The sequence below is a fragment of the Acinetobacter sp. Root1280 genome, assembly GCF_001425285.1.
GTDB lineage: Bacteria > Pseudomonadota > Gammaproteobacteria > Pseudomonadales > Moraxellaceae > Acinetobacter > Acinetobacter guillouiae.
In genome coordinates, this window is record NZ_LMED01000028.1 from 63,594 (window position 1) to 79,713 (window position 16,120).

Genomic DNA, 16,120 nt, shown 5'->3' on the forward strand with positions numbered 1-16,120 from the left:
GGTCTAACCCATATTTAGTGTGCCTTCAGTTTCTTGTTCAACCTTAAGCAATTCTTCTTGATATCCACCTTCTGGAAGTTTGCCAGTAGCAATGTAATCCCAGTAAGTTGAGAACGAGTTTTTACCAGCCAAAGCACCTTCATAAAGTTGCTTAGCCAAATTAATGTCATAGGATTGATTGGAGAATTCAGCTTTCACTGTAAATACATAATCATTAGGATTTAGCCCAAGCCATTGCGCTGCATATTTTAATGCCTGTTCTATACCCTCTGCAGCACAAGTCACAATACTATGTAAACTCGCATGCTGATCATCTTGTCTTGCTCGACGCGCTTCACCTGATTCTTGAGTGTTGGTATCAATGACCTTGGCTCCTGCTTCTAATGCAGCATTCTTTTGAGAATCCATTTCAGCTTTGGTTTTATCAATGCCTACGCCTTCGATCTCTAAATATCCACACTCAGCACCCTGAGGTAAATCCCAAACTGCCATTACACCAGTAACACTGATTTCATCATCATCCGATAGGCCACTAATCCATGGTTGCGGATGAGCCGTATGATGAAGTGATTGAAAATAGTCAGCAGATAATTGGTAATACTTAATTGCTGCCTTTGCCATCGATAACAATGGAATTGATCCAATATTTGGAGAATTATTCGTTGCACCTATAAAAACAAATGTAATAAAACCTAGATTGTTGTTTCCAATTTTCGGAGTCTTTTCTTCAATTTTACCGCCATCATGCAGGAAAACTTCAAAATTACCATCATTCAATTCTAAAGAACGCTGAACTGTCTTTGTGCTATGGCTGAACTTATCTTCACCTGAACTATGTTGTTCTTCTAAGACAACCAATGTTGTATCTTTCCGACCTTCAACACTGTTCTCCTTCCAGTTGATAATAGACAGTGCGTCATAAAGAGCAAAATAAGGTTTCCCTTCTCCATCGACATCGATGTAAAGCCCACAACGTCCAAATTCAATAATCTGCTCAACTATTCGAATGAATAACTGCTTCAATCCAAATCCATCATTTGTTGCATTTTCTTCTAAATGCTTCATCAAATTACTTTTGATCTGAATTTCAGGAGTAAGTTTAGAAACTAAACCAATCATAGTTCTTAATGAATCTTGAACCCACAAAGGATATTGAGCTCGCTGCAAATATCCATTATAGATTTCTTTACCAAGTGGGCTTTGTTTTTCTGCTTCGATTTGACCTGCTGATTTTGGCAGATACTTGGTTGTAGCCTCTTTTATGGTTTCTTCACCAGCAACAGAGCTTGAATCCCGCATCAATTGCCAACTTTTTTTGACCGCTGCGTACTGCGGATGTTGATCTGTAACTGCCATATTAATACCAATAAAAAAAGCACCCGAAGGTGCAAACTATTTAAGCCATCCCTCGAATTCTTCGAGTTTTGACTTTCTGAACATGTTTAACTGCTATGTAAGGTTCCAAGGCATATCTCAGTGCATCAGCATAGTGATTGTCTTTATCCAAGATTTCTGTAGTAATTTCATCGAATTTATCTTTCTTATAACTGTAGGCCATCAATTCCGCATAGCAATTATCAGCATCAGGATGAACAACAATTTCATCAAAAGATTGAATGTAGACTACACCATCCTCAACCGATCCTGACCATTTCACGCAAGCTTTTAACAATGGTAAAGGACATTCTTTATCCTTCTGAACTTTACTGATTGTTTCTGGTCTTGAATTATCCGCTCTTGAAGTATTGGATTTCAGTTTTGGAATGTGTCTATACAACCAAGCAGCAGTGTCATCTAACTCTAAACCAACCCTACTTGCTGCATTTCGAATGTATAGGGTGCGTCCTTTCACATAAGCTTCAATTGCTGCAACTGGATCTGTACTAAATCCCCAATCCACGCCCAACATTGGATCACCAAAACTTTCATCAACTTCAAATTCACGCTGTCTAAGCTTTTTACCGAATATTGACGCCTCAGAAAGCTTTAAAAACTTCCCACCCCATATCCACTCATAACGACCTGCATCACCTCTAGCATCACGTAAACGCTGATTGTTTAAAGATTCAGGAAACCAAGGATTGTCACGCCAACCAATACTAATATGTAGAGTTCGATTATCTTTTTTAGCTACAAACTCTTGCCAAGTTGGGTCAGTTTCAAATTTCGGGTTAAACACTACATAAATTCTAACCTTTCCATAACGAGGCGTTGGTCTAACAATATCCCATGAGTTTTGACTCACATTTTCAGCTTCATCCACAAGCACAACACGTAATTTCGTAATTGACTTTATGCTTGTGATATTTGACTTCAATCCCGCAAAAATGAAGCGTGCACCAGTTATTAGGTTGGTAATTTCATCTTTGAGAATTTTAAATTGCTCATCTAAGCCAAGCTGAGAAATTTTGGCAACCAACATCGAATAGATTGAATCATCAATTGATTTCTGAATCTCGCGGCAACAAAGAATCACCCCATCATCAATATACGATTCTAAAATTCCGATGTGTGCCAGTGCTTCAGATTTTGCACCACCACGCCCACCTTCCCAAACAATTGCATCATATAGACAAGTATTTAAATTCTCGAAAGCTGGAGTCAGCTTAAACGGTATCTTTATCTCCATCTGGCTTAACTCCAACAATGTTAAAAGTTGGCGCTTGAATCTTTAAATTACCCGTCAACTTCACTTCTTCTTTAAACATACCAAGATGTTTACCAATCATCTCAAGGGATTTATTCGCACCTGCTTGATCGAATTTATAGAGCGCTGAATATTCTTCATCGGGCCCTTGAATAAAAACAGGACTACCATCTCGATCGGTTACAGGCTCACCCTGCATACACCGCTCGGCGATAGACTTTAGATTCTTAAGAACATAATAAGCATCAATACCCAGCTCTTCCGCCCGTTCTTCTTGTAGGAACTTAATACGTTCTTGAACATCTGGTCTTAAAATGGCTCGAAATGCGTTTGATTTATCTGTGTAGCCTGCCTTTTCCCCTGCTTTCTTTTTACTCGCAGTCTCAACATAGGCTTGGGCTAAATTTTCATGTTGCTGATTAGCTAATGGCTCACTCCCTTTCGGAAGCTCAATATCTTCCATAAAGGAATCTCCTAATTGATTAACTTAAAATCAAAACTTATAATTGTTAATGCAGGAGCAAGGACTTCCCGATGGCTTGATGATTCAATGCACAAGGTTCCTGCCGTTAGGTAAGTTATTGAACTCCTATTGACAGAAGCAGTAACCAGCCTGTAGTCAATCGAAAGAACGAAGGACGCCATCCCAAAAGAATCACGGTAACTGTGAAATCTTTATTAGAAGCCCAATTTATGGGCTTTTATTTTTTCTGTAATCCACACTCTAAATTACGAATAAACCCATTAATCTGCTTCACTCTCAACTCACACTGATTCTTAAACGCCCAAGTGGAATTGAGATGATTAAGTGAGAGTAAGCGTGCTTTATCTTGTTCGAGTAGTTGGAGGTTCTTTTGTGCTTCGAGTTTGTTCATAAGTCATCCATCCCAACCTTCCATAGTTATCTCCAAGACAAAATAAAACCCCTTTCGGGGCAAAGGAAACGTAGCGGAAGGTTCTGAATTATTTATTTAATTCAGCCTGATAGAGGCTTTCTTTGAGAAGATAACCCTCTAATTCCCAAATCTTTTCGCGTGCATTTTGTCGTGCGATTTTATTACCAATTTCTTGGTTGAAGTTATCTTTACTCACACAGGCAGATTTGCCATCAACAGTAAAACCGTTCTTCAATGTAAGTTGACAAATGACCGTTCGACCATCTGGTAAGTTTGTATAGGTCTCACCAACAATCACACCATCAATAAGATCAGGCGTTAATCGTGGTGCATTCAGACCTTTGTCTTGAATTTCTTGTTCAATTTGCTTTTCGTTTGACATCTTCACTTTCCTCTAGGCATTAAAAAACCCCAACAGTGTGGGGTCAGATTTACAATTGAATTCTTTATTCAGGTGTACAATTGTACTTAGTTCCTGCGAGCGCTTTCTTATACTCTTCAATTTCAGATAAATGGCTTATTTTCATTTCTTCAAATTCATCTTTTGGCGGTGATATCATTTCTACTTTTTCAAGCATTTCCGTATAATCACTATAATTATCAATGATATAATTCACAAAATTAATCTGATCAAGCACTGATATACAAACTAGATTAGTTGATTGTGACTTATCACTACTCGAAAATGCTATAGAATTAATAATTGAATCATCCATTGCTTTGGATAGCTGATTATATTTTTTTTCAAAATCTTCTTTTTGATAGGCATTGGCATAGCCGCAAACAAATAAAGAAATTACTAATATGATATTCTTCATGTTTTATACTGCTTAATTATGTATTAAATACATATAACAAATCCTAAAGAATTAAAAAACCCCTCGGAAGGGGTTTTAAGATTAATTAAGACATTCTTGTTCAGAGGGAATCAGGAACACAATAATCAACCTATGGTATTTTTTAACATTTATTAAAAATATTGTTCACTAGTTTGTAGAACAATTTAGATAAAATTTACTATTTGTTAAAATTATGTGGTACTAATCACCTTCCGACACTCTCTCACTCTAAAGAAATCTGAATATTCCCAAACGTGAAAGCAGAAGATTTGTTTGATTCGGAGCATAGATACCTCCATTAAAAAATCCCACCAAGGTGGGATTCTTCTAGTTCAAACCAAACGGTTTTAAAATTTCATTAACCGAATAGTCAAGATGATCTGCATTAACTTGTTGATAGATTTTTTCACCACCTACAAGATGAAACTCTAGTTTAGTCGATTGCATTCCTTTGATAACTTTTACATGTGTCACATTATCTTTATTAACAAAAGTATTCTCATTTAATTTAATCAGCATAACTACCTTTAATTTTGAATAAGTTTAAAATATTAAAGTAGTGAAATTAATAAGTATTTTCAATATATTTATAAAGTTATTTATAACTTAATGTAAAAAAGACGCCTAAGCGCCCTTTATTCAACCCTGCCTTGCCAGCTTCTCAGCCTCAACAAACGCATCATGAAAACTTACTTTATCTGAAAACCAAAACTTATAGGTCTTTTCACCAATTACAATAGACTGTTGAAAGTAATCGTTAGGGCTTTTCTCTACAACTTGACCGCTAAGATCGCCACCGATGCAAATATTCATGTGTTTTCCTATTTATCGGTGGGAGTGTAGCACTTTTGGTTGGTATGAAAAGCAAAAACCACCGTTGAGGTGGTTAGTGTTAATTTTAAATTACATTAGTATCCTAGATCACCTAAATAAGTATGTAGTGGCATTTTAGCTAAATAATCTGCAAATTGATGATCTTTTGTTTGCTCTAAAGCATAGTCTAATTGATACTGTTCATCAGTGATCTCATCACCACGACCCTTCCATGCAAGCAAAGCAAGCTCCGCCTGTGTGATTTTTGACATATTTTTAATATAGTTTGCTAAATCACCTAACTTATTTTGAGCAGATAGTAATTTCACAGTTAATATTTCGTTAATAGTTAAATTGTTATTAAAAATACTCACACCCATCTCCATGTATGTGTAGCTAAATTTTGGTCTCAGATGAACTGTAATACGACCAGTATAGAAAAACTATACCCTAGTTATCATTTAAATGATAGCCCTATGCTTTTAAATCTTTGTAAGTATTTTTTCTATACTTTTCAATTGCATCTGATGCGCATTTAATTGAAGTCTCTAAAGCAATAATCATCATGTTTTCGTATTGTTTCCATGTTAAACGATATGAATTTTGGGTCATCTGCCAAGAGCGAATCCCTGCATAATACAACCGTCCTTGAGCTGTGAAGTTATTCTCAAGCTCTGGATCAATAGAGAAATCAATTACCATTCTAGCAATCAACACCGCCAAATAGTCTAATTGAATCCCCTCAGGTTCTCGACGTTTATCACTCAATGCATTTGCAATCATGATTTTTGCTAAGTGATTCTGCACAAACTCAAAATCACTCTTACTATTTTGTCCAAAAATGATTACTGATGTAATCGACTTCTCCAATTGGGTTTCCATGCTCGCAATAGCACCCAAGCGATCTTGATAGTCCAAAGGTTTCTCTCCTGTGCCTTTTGTCTCATCATTGAATTGCGGTGACTTAGCAGTGATGCCATGAGTCAACCACTCGAATTGTTCAAACTTCTCTGCTACTACGTTCATAATTGCCCCTTAAACTTTTAACTTCTTAATCGCTTCTTCGATCCAACCAATGAGAATCCCTTTCTTAACCTGTTCTGTAGTACCTCGAATCACTACCCAACCAAGGATTGCCGCTGCACTGTATTTCTCACAATCTGCTGAATAACCTTTGCCTCTTGTGTGACGACCACCTGAGAACACACCACCCTCAACCTCAACCAAAATTGGATAACCCTCAATGCGAAAATCAGCCTTCCACTTCCGCTCTGGATGAAACTTAAACTCTTGCACATATTCGATTTTCAAAGCGTCAAGGTGACGGCATAAGAGCCGTTCACCTAATGATGGTTCATGTTTTTGTCTTGGCTTGAGAACTGATCTCGCCACTGGCTTCGACTGTGTTTGCCACCCTTTAGGAATTTGCATTGTTGTCACCAAAATCAGCAATTTCTTTCCTCATGGCTTCAATACTGATTAAATGATCTATGTATTCAATAAACCCTGAACTTTGCTCCCAATTGCCATCATCCTCACAAATCATATGGTTAATAAGATGACTTTCTTTTGGCGCACTTCTAGCTAAATACTCATGCTCTGCATCAATGTCTTTCACATATACATCGTTATCAAAGTGGTAAAACTCAGCATCATCTGGAACAGTATGTAGTGCTGTGACCAACTGTCTAAACCTTAACAACTGATCAACCGCACCAACTACCTGATCACAAGTCCAAGTGCTACGAGATGACAACCCATTAATACCGTGTAGCATTCCTTGGATTTTTCGCATTGAATTTTCAAAGCGATCTTTACGAACCACCTCACCTGATCCATCAAATTCTAGATCCTCAAGTTTTGCGTCACGGAATTGTGGCAAGCGAATATCTTGTTCAGTCACTGGATTCTTACTCATGCTCACCTCGCAGGGCTTTTATCGCCAAATAACAAGATTGATCCATTCCCTTATTTCGAACATCATTAAGATGATTTAGAGCTGCTTCAATCCGCTTGTCTTTCTCTTCAAGCTTGCTTTCAAGATCTGAGATTTTTTCTTTAAAGCTATCAATTGTCCTGGCTCTCAAGTTCGAAAGGTTTTGCGACGAATCAAAACTTTTTCTTAGTTCATCAACCTCAGCCTGTCGGTAGTTCCAAAGATCTTTTTCATCACCGTAAAACTCACCAACAGGCACATTTGGATATTTTTCTTTAAGATGCTCATAATCAACTGGATATCTTGCCTTGATGTATTCTTCAAACTTATCCATGACGTTCTGCCTCCAAACGGTGACCTGCTTTAATTTCGGATGGTGTGGCGTGCCTTAAATCCGAACGAAATGAGTGTGAGTTTCTGTCATAGAAAACCGTAAATAGATCACCTTTTATTTTAATAATTTCATATATTTTCTTGTTGTCGAATTTAGGGTGAACCACCAAATCCCCCACCTTAAACTCGTCATGCTCTGAAATGGCGGTGCGGAGGTCGCTGTGAGTAAAGCCAACTGAGCTTCTATGCCACATTCCATTGATAATGCTAATCTTCCAACCTTCTGGAACAGCATGTTTTTGAAGCATTGCTTCAAGTGCTATAGCCCTATCAATCCCGCCTACTTTCTCAATCAAGTTTTCAGAGTTGTTTATAGTTGTCATAGTGCCACCTTAAATAATTCTTTTGCTTTGTCGGTTGCAGTAAACCCAAGAGGCTTGGCATTATCAGATTTCAAATACCCTGCTTCCCTTAGTTGATATGCGAAACGTTTTGATTTCGAATAGTTCCCATCAATCCATTGTTGAATATCAGCAATTGAAGTTTTGCCTCGCTTTTCAATTGAGTTCTTTAAAACCAAAACCATTTTTTCGAATTGTTCTACTGTGCTGTGAGCTTTCATTCTGTGCCCTCATAACAATCGCAAGGCATGTCAGGTACAAAGTGATCCATAAATGCATCTTGCTGCTGATAAATTGATTTCCATGAAAAATTGCGCCCCAAACCTTTAATTTCTTTTAGATCCGCTTGCTGCTCCATTGTTAAAGCCCTATGCATCAGATCCAGATGGGTTTGCTCCAGCCATTTAATCTCGCTTGGTTTTGAATTTGGGCAAAAGAAGCATGATGATTTCCCAGGTAGTACTATGCCTTCATTCTGGATCGCTTGAATGCATTCAGCCCTACCCATATTCCACTCAATTAGCGGATAAATACGGGTGAATTTATCGTTGTATTCTTTATTTGCTCGATATGGCTCATCAGCATCAAAACCAATCAACTTAACTAAGCGATAGCCATCTTTTAACGCTTGTCTAGCATAAGGATTTTGATTAATAGCCTTATCTTGAGGCTGAATCTTGAACCGCTGACTACATGTTTTAAAACCATAAGCAACACTAGGTAATGCATTTCGATTTAAGCAATCTTGTTCGAGCGTAACGTTTGGTGCTTTCACAGTAATAATCGATGGGTAGCCCTTTGTGATAAGCCATTGCGACATCCAGTAGACATGGTGATATGTAAATGGCCTCTCTCCACCTGTATCTGCAAATAGAATTAAATCTATTTTGATACCACGATTTACACATTCAATCAGAAGTGCAGTAGAGTTTGTGCCACCACCGAAACTACAAATTACAAAGTCTGTTTCTAAGATTAATTTGTGTTCAGTAAAAATTTTATTTAATGCATTCACACCCCACCCCCTACGCTTTCCACGTCTCGAATGGCTTTTTTAAGATATTTATAATATCTGCCCATCTTTGAAATGGCTTTAGAATCTTCCAAGCCACCAAATGATTTAACTATTTCCCAGCTTTTGACTAAGCTTCTTACATCGTCAATATTTATCTCTTCTCGCTTGTAAGTAACATCACCATTAAAAATACTCACACTTGCTTTATTGGCTTCTTTCCAACCATATTTCCTCACAAACTCAACTGCATTCATACCAGCTCCCCTTGCATTGACACACTTTCAATACCATCTAAAACACTGCCTACATTTCCGAACTGGCAATACTCAAATCGATCACTCAAACGAACCTCTCCCTTTTTGCCCTGTCGGTTTTTAACAACATCAGCAACGATTACGCCTTGTGCATTTGGGCATGGATAAAGCATCACAATTTTGTCGGCATCCTGAGCGATTTGACCTGAGCCACGTAAATCAGACATTGTGATTTTTTTGCCAATGGCATCTTTGGTGAGTTGAGATAAAGCGATTACTGGGACCTTGAAATCCTTGGCAATCTTTTTCAAACCTTTTGAAACCGCAGTGATAACATCGTATTGTTCTTTGAAATATGGATCGCTCATCAACTGAATGTAATCAACAATCACACAGCCGATTCGTCCATGCTTCGCAATTGATTTCTTAATCTCCCCACGGATTTCTTGAATTGTGATACCTGTTTTATCAACAATATCAAGCTTGTATTGAGGAAAAACATCGACAGTTAAATGAACCCACGATGAGTAATCGTCAGTTGTCATATTTCCTTTGTTGATGTGATCAAATGGAATCTTGCCCAAAGCACTTACAATTCGATTGGTGACTTCGTAATGAGCCATTTCACCTGAGAAAAATAATGTAGGTGCGTTGTTGCGTTTAACTGCATTGAGTGAAACCATTTGAGCCATTGTTGTTTTACCGCCACCTGGTGCACCAGCAACAACCATGTAATGACTTGGTTCAATATCTCCAAGCATTGCATCAAGATCACGTAAACCTGTATTTACGCCATAAGCCAAACCAGTTTTATTGGTCTTGTGCTGGATCTTCTCGTTAAGTACTTCAAACGCCATCACACTTGAATCCTGCAAGTTGTAACGAGTATCAGTGGCAATCACTGATTCAACACCAGCCACAATTTCTTGGGCTTTCATTGGCATGTCTTCAGTCAATGTGTTTTGAGCCAGCTCAATAATCTTCTTGCCAGCAGATTCTATTTTTCGGCATTCAGTAAGCTTCTTTAACTTCAAGATGTAGCTTGGAATGTTGTAAAACGATGCTGGTGCCTCTTGCATCATTTGCATCAAGTACTGTTCACCGCCAAGGATGTGCAATTGATTATTGGCTTGCAGTAAATCCTTAACCATCACCACGTCATAAGGCTTACCTTGGATATTCAGGTTTTCAATTGCCTTTAAAATTTCTTGGTGACGAGTAGCGTAAAAATCCTCAACACTTGGCTTTACTTCAAGGCTGTTGTAGCTGTTGTCAACAGTCATCAATGTAGCCAGTACTGCTTGTTCGAATTCCATTTTGTGTAGGTTTGACATGATCAGAACTCCACAAATGAATCTTCAATAGATTCTTGTTGATTGGATTGTGGTTGTGTAGTTCTTGGATTCTCCAATTGCTCTAATTGACTATTGGTCTCATGCCATGCCCAAGTTGCCTTGAAAGATTCCCAGCCACGCAAAACGATGATCTGGAACACACGCTCATTTGAAAGTTGTGCTTCGCTTGCCTGATTGAAAATGATTTTTAAAGCGCGTTCAGTGATGGTTTTACGTTTCTTGTTTTTCAGATCAATAAACTCTTGAGCTGTTTCTTCTGAAACTCCATTTTGAGATAAGAATTTTTTAGCAGAGAATTTTTGTGCTTTAGGTGCGGATGCGCCTAAATTAATATCTGTAGTATTCTCTGTTGTATTCTCTGTAATAGATTGCCCGTTTGGTGCAACACTGTTGGTACGTTTGGTGCCAACTAGTTCGCCCGTTTCGTTCAGACTAGATTGCCCGTTTGGTGCATACTGTGATGAATCAAGGCTTTCAGAGTATTCTATTAATGCTTTGTATAGATTTTCACGCTCAACTTTGAAGTAAACCTTGCAAGGTACACCCCTTTTCATTTCCTTTAAAAAACTTAGGTCTTTCAGTTTTTTACGGGCATTTTCCTGTTCTTTGCGAGTTAGACCAGTTTCCATAGTCCAGTCATGTTGGGTTTTATAGATCCACCCATCAGAATTTTTAGTACGTGCGGTCCAGTACACCAATTGCGATAGCATTAGTGCGCCATTAATTCCACACCCGATAAAAACATAGTGTTTGTTAAACGCAATTGGTTGATCGTTCATAGCCTCAATCAGCTTAATCATTGAGATTGATGTATTCACACAGCACCTCGCAGAAAATCAAAAAGGTCATAACGAGCTTTGGCAACACCCATGGCATTGTCTAAGCATGGCTTTTCCATATTTGCTTTGAGCGCACCTTCAAGAAGTCTGATTTTTTGCTCAATCATTCTTTCTCGATAGGTTGCTTGCGGCTCTGGTGGTTCATGTGCTAAATTTGTTTTCATATTCATTGGTCCCAAAATTGATGAATTTAAAGCCTGATCTCGAACATCAGGCTTTTTCTATTTCTGTACCTGATGTGTACTTCTTCATTTGCTTTAAAGCTGCTTGGTCTACAGCGGTCGCTAATTCAATTAGATGCAATGTCAGTTGATGAATCTCTTCATATTCCTGCGGTGTCACAACACCATCTTCATAAGCTTCATACACAGCTTTATTGGTCTTTCCAGACTTAATGTTGTGTTGCATCATTGCCTCAAAGATCGACAATTCATGATGCTTACTGCGGTCACATGTAACAGGAACTAATGCATAGCCAAGTTCATGCGCCCATATTTTCAAAAGAGCTGGGTTTTGTGTGTAGTAAAGAATTGCCTCAAGCTTTTTTATGCTTGGTAAGTGATTTGGCATGTTGATATTCGCGTAATTGCAAATAGTGTTGTGCGAATCACCTAATACCTGCGCAATATCTTTGGGTGTAAAGCCTGGTGTATTGCTTATCATTTGCCAAATTGCGTTTTGAGCTTCTCGGCTTAAATTGATTTCCATATGTGAATCCTTGTATTTCTTCACGTTTATTTAATATTTTGGTTAATAGATAATTAACTAAGCGCTAAGTTTCTGGTCTCTTAAGTAATTGAAATCAGCTTCAGGGCAAAGCAAATCGCAAGAAACTAAACCATTGCTTTCTTTATCAATTTTTATTGCTAGTGAAGCACTACATTTGCTATTTCCATACATAATTTGATTTAAGTAACCAACTGTCGTTGAGCACTGTTTTGCAAAATCATCTTTTTCTTGAATGGTGAGGCTAGTTAAAAATGATTTGAGTTGGTGGGTATTGCTAGAAGACATGTTGAATCTCCTTATTAGTGATATTTAGTAAATACTAATTTTAATCACTAAATATGTCAACAGATATTTAGCAAACACGAATTTACTTTTTACTAAAAACTATATGAAATACTAAATATGGATAAAATTGCTTTAAGACGCATAAATTTGCGCACAGCTATTAATGCTGTTAATGAATCGAAAGGTTTTAAGTCTGATGTTGCTTTCTGTGAACACTATGATTTAAATCCAAGCCACATCTCTCAACTTCTTAATGGTCATGGAAGTTTTGGAGAAAAAGCCGCACGTAACTTGGAGCGTAAAGTTGGCTGGGAAGAGGGTTTGCTTGACAGGGAATTAAATTCCACAAATGAGACACCTGCTCAGTTCAAAAAACTTGACATTGAAGCATTTAAAAAGCAATACAACATTCCCGATAGTGAAGATGCTGTTTTATTCTCGCATGTGATTGAAAAGCCGTTTCTATCTAGGAAAAGATGGGTTCCAGTTAAGGCTTACAGCAAAATGGGAATGGATGGCTTTTTCACAGATATGGGTTATGAGGGTAACGGTGGTGATGGATATATTCCTTCCCGTTCCGCTGGTGATAAATCATACGGGATAAAAGGTACTGGTGATTCCATGTACCCAGCAATTCGAAATGGGTGGTATGTAGTTTGTGATCCAGATGCAGAGCTAACTCCAACTGAATTTGTTCAGGTTTGCTTAAAAGATGGACGTTGTACGATTAAAGAATTGATTGGTATAAACAACAATGTTCTAAATTTACTTGCTGTAAACGGTGGTGAGCGAATTACATTTGATATGGAAGACGTAGAAAGTATCACCGCCATCACCGAAATTATTCCACCAAGTCAACATAAGCAAGAGCACCCGAATTCTACATAAAAAAGAGAATGTTATGATCGCAACACTTAATAAATACAAAACTGCGCTAACAATTAATCGTCAAGAATTTAAATTGGCATTAGCTAAAATTGGCGCAGGAATTGATAAACAAATAGCCTCACTTAAAAAAGCTAAGCAAAGCTATGACGCTGCGGAAATTGCACGTGAGGTCATTACCGAAGCAAACATCTTTGAGGCCATTATTGAGGGTTTTAACGAAGCAGAAGAAACAAATCTAAAGCTGACTGACATAACCAATCTTGAAGTGGCGCAAGGATGGGTGGATGAGTTTTTAGAGAAGTATTCAGAAGCTTAATAAGCCAAAAGCAATTTTTATAAGAAGAATCTAAGATGAATAAATTTGACTACATGAAACTAGGGATAATTCTTATTGCAGTTGCCCTCTGTTGGGTTTCAATCGTTTTTTAAACTGGGAACCCGACGCAGTCCTTAGAATGATCGGGTAAGTAAAGTAGATAATAATACCTCAATATGGCACAATCTCGCACATATAGGAGTGGCTTATGAATTTAATAAATATTGAAGATTTTGAGAGGGATTCCCATCAAAATGGGATTCGATACTGGTTTGCTCACGAATTTATGTTAAAGCTGGGTTATGAAAATTGGTTAAATTTCAAAAGTGTTATCAGTAAGGCTATGGCTTCATGCTCTAGTCTTGGTATTGATTCTGATGATTGCTTTATCCCAGAAAACACAGTGGATGTAACTGGAAAGCCGTTCAAAACTTATCGATTAAGTAGATTTGCTTGCTTTCTTATCACAATGCAAGCTGACGATAAAAAAATTGAAGTTCAAAATGCAAAAGTTGTTTTATCTGCTATTGCAGCCCAGTTAATTGATTCTCATATCGGAAATAATGATATTGCACGCCTTGAGGTACGCAAAGATTTAGCTGCTGCGAATAAGATTATGAATGGTGCAGCTAAATCAGTTGGTGTTGATAGTTATCAATATGGTTTATTTCAAGATGCTGGTTTTAGAGGAATGTATGATATGCCTCTTGAACAATTAAAAAAGTATAAAAATATTGATACAAATGCAAAAACTGCCTATGACGTTATGGGTTTAACAGAGTTGGCTGGTAATTTGTTTAGGGTTACTCAAACAGCTGAAAGATTAAAATCATCAGATGGGTATGGTATTAATTCTGCAATGAAAACAGCAGAACAAGTAGGCAGTGAAGTTAGATCGATGATGTATAAAAATAGTGGTATTTTACCTGAAGATTTAGCAATTGAAGAAAATGTAGCAGAACTCAAAAAACGCCTAAAAGGTACAAATAGAGAAATGAAGAAGTTAGACAAGAAAAAATAAACACTAATAAAATTACCATCTAACCCACCCAGCGTGGGTTTTCTTTTGTCTATTAAAACATAATACTAAATAAATTTACTAAATATTTAGTAAATACTATTGACTAATTAATTAGTAAATACTAAATTACATCTCATCAGATAAACAAAACCCCCGAAGCCGGTCAAAGCAATTCGAGGGTTTTACCAAATGGCGAGGTAATTATGTCACACAAAAAACCACAACGTCTACTGACGATAGATCAAATCGTTAAGCGTCAGTACATCCAAGATGTATTCCTTGGCTCAATCATCATCTTTTTAATCGGTGCGATGTTCTATATCGCTTTGGTAAGGGGGTGAGTATGGAAGTTTGTACTTTTGAGCGTTTCAGTAAAGATACCAAAAATCACGAACTCACAATCAATTTAGATCACGGCTTATTTCGTGATTTAACAATCAAGCGCCCTAACACAAGTAGTTATTACTACAACATCACTACTCGCCCAGGATTATTAATGATTAGTGGTGATATGGGTTGTTATGTGTTTGAACGTCTTTCAGACATGTTTAAGTTTTTCCGTGGTCAACCAGATGAGATTAATCCGTGTTATTGGTCTGAAAAAATAGAGGCTGGAGAATTCAAAAGATACTCACCAGAAAAAGCACGCGATGCCCTTAATCAAGAATTTGAAAACTGGAAAGAATGTACAGATTTTGATGAAGAACAAATAGCAGAAGAAAAAGAATATTTGGATCAAATCGATACCGATGACGAGTTTGAATTTGTAGATGCAATTCGTAATTGGGTGCCAAATAAAGATGGCGTTCAGTTGGACGATTTTTGGGAATACAGCACTAATGATTACACCTTTCATTATATCTGGTGCTGTTACGCAATAGTGCATGCAATCAAGTTGTATGACGCAGTTAAGGAGCCACAACAATGAATATGCTTTCTAATTACGCTCCTGAAGCACCTACTTTTCAAAATCTTGTAGTTGCTGATGAGTTTGTTATCCAAGACTCAAAAGTCTATTTCTCATTAATTGTACCGAACTACAGCGCTTGTTATGTGTCTGCTGTTGTTGAAGCAAATCAAACTACAAGTTCACTTGCTTGGAACAATACAAGCGATCCGCAAAATGATGTTGATGTGGATTATGACTTACTTGAAGTGGCGACTTGGCACCGTCCAGTTGTTGAAGATTTTGACGATATTTTTGCTGCTCAAGGACTTCAATTTGCACTGACAAATAGTCAAGTTTACGCACTCAACGAAATGCTTAAAGCGCATTTTGAAGAAGAAAAAGTTAATGAATTAAAAGGGGTTGCGTGAGATGGAAAGCAAAACCCCTACATGTAAAAACTGTGGTGACACTGGAATAGTTTTTGTTGGTTGTTGTTCTGGCAATGAATGTGGGTGTATGGGTCAGCCTGTTGCCGCCAAAGACTGCGAGTGTGGTCAAAAAATCAATGAATCAAAAATGTCAGATGTTGAAAAAGTTTATTTCGAACATGTTGAATATATTAAGGAATAAGAAGATGAATGCACCAGTAACAAATCAAGCCCCT

29 protein-coding genes are annotated in these 16,120 nt (G+C 37.5%); 7 read left to right on the top strand and 22 right to left on the bottom strand.

What is annotated here, in order from left to right:
• Nucleotides 1-3: 3 nt before the first annotated feature.
• From ASC84_RS19600 to ASC84_RS19695, 22 genes are all read right to left on the bottom strand, one after another.
• Nucleotides 4-1,356 carry a DUF4055 domain-containing protein gene (locus ASC84_RS19600; protein ID WP_056517813.1) on the bottom strand — a complete coding sequence of 451 codons (1,353 nt, stop codon included), beginning with the start codon at nt 1,354-1,356 and terminating at the stop codon, nt 4-6.
• Between the two features lie 40 nt (nt 1,357-1,396).
• A complete protein-coding gene (locus ASC84_RS19605; RefSeq protein ID WP_056517815.1) occupies nt 1,397-2,629 on the bottom strand; it encodes a PBSX family phage terminase large subunit in 1,233 nt (410 codons plus the stop codon).
• On the bottom strand, nt 2,607-3,110 hold the full coding sequence (locus tag ASC84_RS19610; RefSeq protein WP_081409403.1) for a terminase small subunit: 504 nt from the start codon (nt 3,108-3,110) through the stop codon (nt 2,607-2,609). Before ASC84_RS19610 ends, ASC84_RS19605 begins: the two co-directional genes overlap by 23 nt.
• A 238-nt stretch (nt 3,111-3,348) precedes the next feature.
• Nucleotides 3,349-3,522: a hypothetical protein gene (locus ASC84_RS22975; protein WP_171252563.1), complete on the bottom strand. Its 174-nt coding sequence runs from the start codon at nt 3,520-3,522 to the stop codon at nt 3,349-3,351.
• An 88-nt stretch (nt 3,523-3,610) separates the two neighbouring features.
• On the bottom strand, nt 3,611-3,925 hold the full coding sequence (locus tag ASC84_RS19615; protein WP_056517817.1) for a Gp49 family protein: 315 nt from the start codon (nt 3,923-3,925) through the stop codon (nt 3,611-3,613).
• Nucleotides 3,926-3,989: 64 nt separating this feature from the next.
• Nucleotides 3,990-4,361 (bottom strand): hypothetical protein, encoded by a 372-nt coding sequence (locus tag ASC84_RS19620; RefSeq protein WP_056517819.1) that lies wholly within the window; start codon nt 4,359-4,361, stop codon nt 3,990-3,992.
• 348 nt (nt 4,362-4,709) lie between these two features.
• Nucleotides 4,710-4,901 (bottom strand): hypothetical protein, encoded by a 192-nt coding sequence (locus tag ASC84_RS19625; protein ID WP_056517821.1) that lies wholly within the window; start codon nt 4,899-4,901, stop codon nt 4,710-4,712.
• Nucleotides 4,902-5,021: 120 nt separating this feature from the next.
• Complete coding sequence (locus ASC84_RS22980) at nt 5,022-5,195, bottom strand: hypothetical protein (RefSeq protein WP_171252564.1); 174 nt, start codon at nt 5,193-5,195, stop codon at nt 5,022-5,024.
• Between the two features lie 95 nt (nt 5,196-5,290).
• Nucleotides 5,291-5,569 (bottom strand): DUF3775 domain-containing protein, encoded by a 279-nt coding sequence (locus ASC84_RS19630; protein WP_162242543.1) that lies wholly within the window; start codon nt 5,567-5,569, stop codon nt 5,291-5,293.
• Between the two features lie 100 nt (nt 5,570-5,669).
• A complete protein-coding gene (locus tag ASC84_RS19635) occupies nt 5,670-6,221 on the bottom strand; it encodes a hypothetical protein (RefSeq protein WP_056517824.1) in 552 nt (183 codons plus the stop codon).
• Between the two features lie 9 nt (nt 6,222-6,230).
• The gene (locus ASC84_RS19640) at nt 6,231-6,626 is read right to left on the bottom strand and encodes a hypothetical protein (protein ID WP_081409404.1); all 396 of its coding nucleotides are present in this window, start codon (nt 6,624-6,626) and stop codon (nt 6,231-6,233) included.
• On the bottom strand, nt 6,613-7,113 hold the full coding sequence (locus tag ASC84_RS19645) for a hypothetical protein (protein WP_056517826.1): 501 nt from the start codon (nt 7,111-7,113) through the stop codon (nt 6,613-6,615). The genes ASC84_RS19640 and ASC84_RS19645 overlap by 14 nt, the downstream gene beginning before the upstream one ends.
• Complete coding sequence (locus tag ASC84_RS19650) at nt 7,106-7,465, bottom strand: hypothetical protein (protein WP_056517827.1); 360 nt, start codon at nt 7,463-7,465, stop codon at nt 7,106-7,108. Before ASC84_RS19650 ends, ASC84_RS19645 begins: the two co-directional genes overlap by 8 nt.
• Entirely contained in the window at nt 7,458-7,847 is a 390-nt protein-coding gene (locus tag ASC84_RS19655; RefSeq protein ID WP_056517828.1) for a hypothetical protein, read from the bottom strand. Before ASC84_RS19655 ends, ASC84_RS19650 begins: the two co-directional genes overlap by 8 nt.
• Nucleotides 7,844-8,086 (bottom strand): hypothetical protein, encoded by a 243-nt coding sequence (locus ASC84_RS19660; protein WP_004723595.1) that lies wholly within the window; start codon nt 8,084-8,086, stop codon nt 7,844-7,846. The genes ASC84_RS19655 and ASC84_RS19660 overlap by 4 nt, the downstream gene beginning before the upstream one ends.
• A complete protein-coding gene (locus ASC84_RS19665) occupies nt 8,083-8,880 on the bottom strand; it encodes a hypothetical protein (protein WP_056517829.1) in 798 nt (265 codons plus the stop codon). The genes ASC84_RS19660 and ASC84_RS19665 overlap by 4 nt, the downstream gene beginning before the upstream one ends.
• A complete protein-coding gene (locus ASC84_RS19670; RefSeq protein WP_056517830.1) occupies nt 8,877-9,134 on the bottom strand; it encodes a hypothetical protein in 258 nt (85 codons plus the stop codon). The genes ASC84_RS19665 and ASC84_RS19670 overlap by 4 nt, the downstream gene beginning before the upstream one ends.
• Nucleotides 9,131-10,468 carry a DnaB-like helicase C-terminal domain-containing protein gene (locus ASC84_RS19675; protein WP_056517831.1) on the bottom strand — a complete coding sequence of 446 codons (1,338 nt, stop codon included), beginning with the start codon at nt 10,466-10,468 and terminating at the stop codon, nt 9,131-9,133. The genes ASC84_RS19670 and ASC84_RS19675 overlap by 4 nt, the downstream gene beginning before the upstream one ends.
• Nucleotides 10,469-10,470: 2 nt before the next feature.
• Nucleotides 10,471-11,307 carry a hypothetical protein gene (locus tag ASC84_RS19680; RefSeq protein WP_056517832.1) on the bottom strand — a complete coding sequence of 279 codons (837 nt, stop codon included), beginning with the start codon at nt 11,305-11,307 and terminating at the stop codon, nt 10,471-10,473.
• The gene (locus ASC84_RS19685; protein WP_056517833.1) at nt 11,304-11,492 is read right to left on the bottom strand and encodes a hypothetical protein; all 189 of its coding nucleotides are present in this window, start codon (nt 11,490-11,492) and stop codon (nt 11,304-11,306) included. Before ASC84_RS19685 ends, ASC84_RS19680 begins: the two co-directional genes overlap by 4 nt.
• Before the next feature lie 46 nt (nt 11,493-11,538).
• On the bottom strand, nt 11,539-12,036 hold the full coding sequence (locus ASC84_RS19690; RefSeq protein WP_056517834.1) for a phage regulatory CII family protein: 498 nt from the start codon (nt 12,034-12,036) through the stop codon (nt 11,539-11,541).
• A gap of 57 nt (nt 12,037-12,093) precedes the next feature.
• Complete coding sequence (locus tag ASC84_RS19695) at nt 12,094-12,342, bottom strand: hypothetical protein (RefSeq protein ID WP_056517835.1); 249 nt, start codon at nt 12,340-12,342, stop codon at nt 12,094-12,096.
• Between the two features lie 117 nt (nt 12,343-12,459).
• Between ASC84_RS19695 and ASC84_RS19700 the strand changes: the two genes are divergently transcribed.
• From ASC84_RS19700 to ASC84_RS19725, 7 genes are all read left to right on the top strand, one after another.
• Nucleotides 12,460-13,230, top strand: coding sequence for a S24 family peptidase (locus ASC84_RS19700; RefSeq protein WP_056517836.1), 771 nt, complete (start codon nt 12,460-12,462; stop codon nt 13,228-13,230).
• A gap of 13 nt (nt 13,231-13,243) precedes the next feature.
• A complete protein-coding gene (locus ASC84_RS19705; RefSeq protein ID WP_056517837.1) occupies nt 13,244-13,546 on the top strand; it encodes a hypothetical protein in 303 nt (100 codons plus the stop codon).
• Nucleotides 13,547-13,754: 208 nt separating this feature from the next.
• A complete protein-coding gene (locus ASC84_RS19710) occupies nt 13,755-14,567 on the top strand; it encodes a damage-inducible protein D (protein ID WP_081409405.1) in 813 nt (270 codons plus the stop codon).
• 203 nt (nt 14,568-14,770) lie between these two features.
• Complete coding sequence (locus tag ASC84_RS22985) at nt 14,771-14,908, top strand: hypothetical protein (RefSeq protein ID WP_171252565.1); 138 nt, start codon at nt 14,771-14,773, stop codon at nt 14,906-14,908.
• A 2-nt stretch (nt 14,909-14,910) separates the two neighbouring features.
• Entirely contained in the window at nt 14,911-15,495 is a 585-nt protein-coding gene (locus ASC84_RS19715) for a hypothetical protein (RefSeq protein ID WP_056517838.1), read from the top strand.
• Entirely contained in the window at nt 15,492-15,884 is a 393-nt protein-coding gene (locus ASC84_RS19720) for a hypothetical protein (protein ID WP_056517839.1), read from the top strand. Before ASC84_RS19715 ends, ASC84_RS19720 begins: the two co-directional genes overlap by 4 nt.
• A 1-nt stretch (nt 15,885) precedes the next feature.
• Nucleotides 15,886-16,086 (top strand): hypothetical protein, encoded by a 201-nt coding sequence (locus tag ASC84_RS19725; protein WP_056517840.1) that lies wholly within the window; start codon nt 15,886-15,888, stop codon nt 16,084-16,086.
• Nucleotides 16,087-16,120 lie beyond the last annotated feature (34 nt).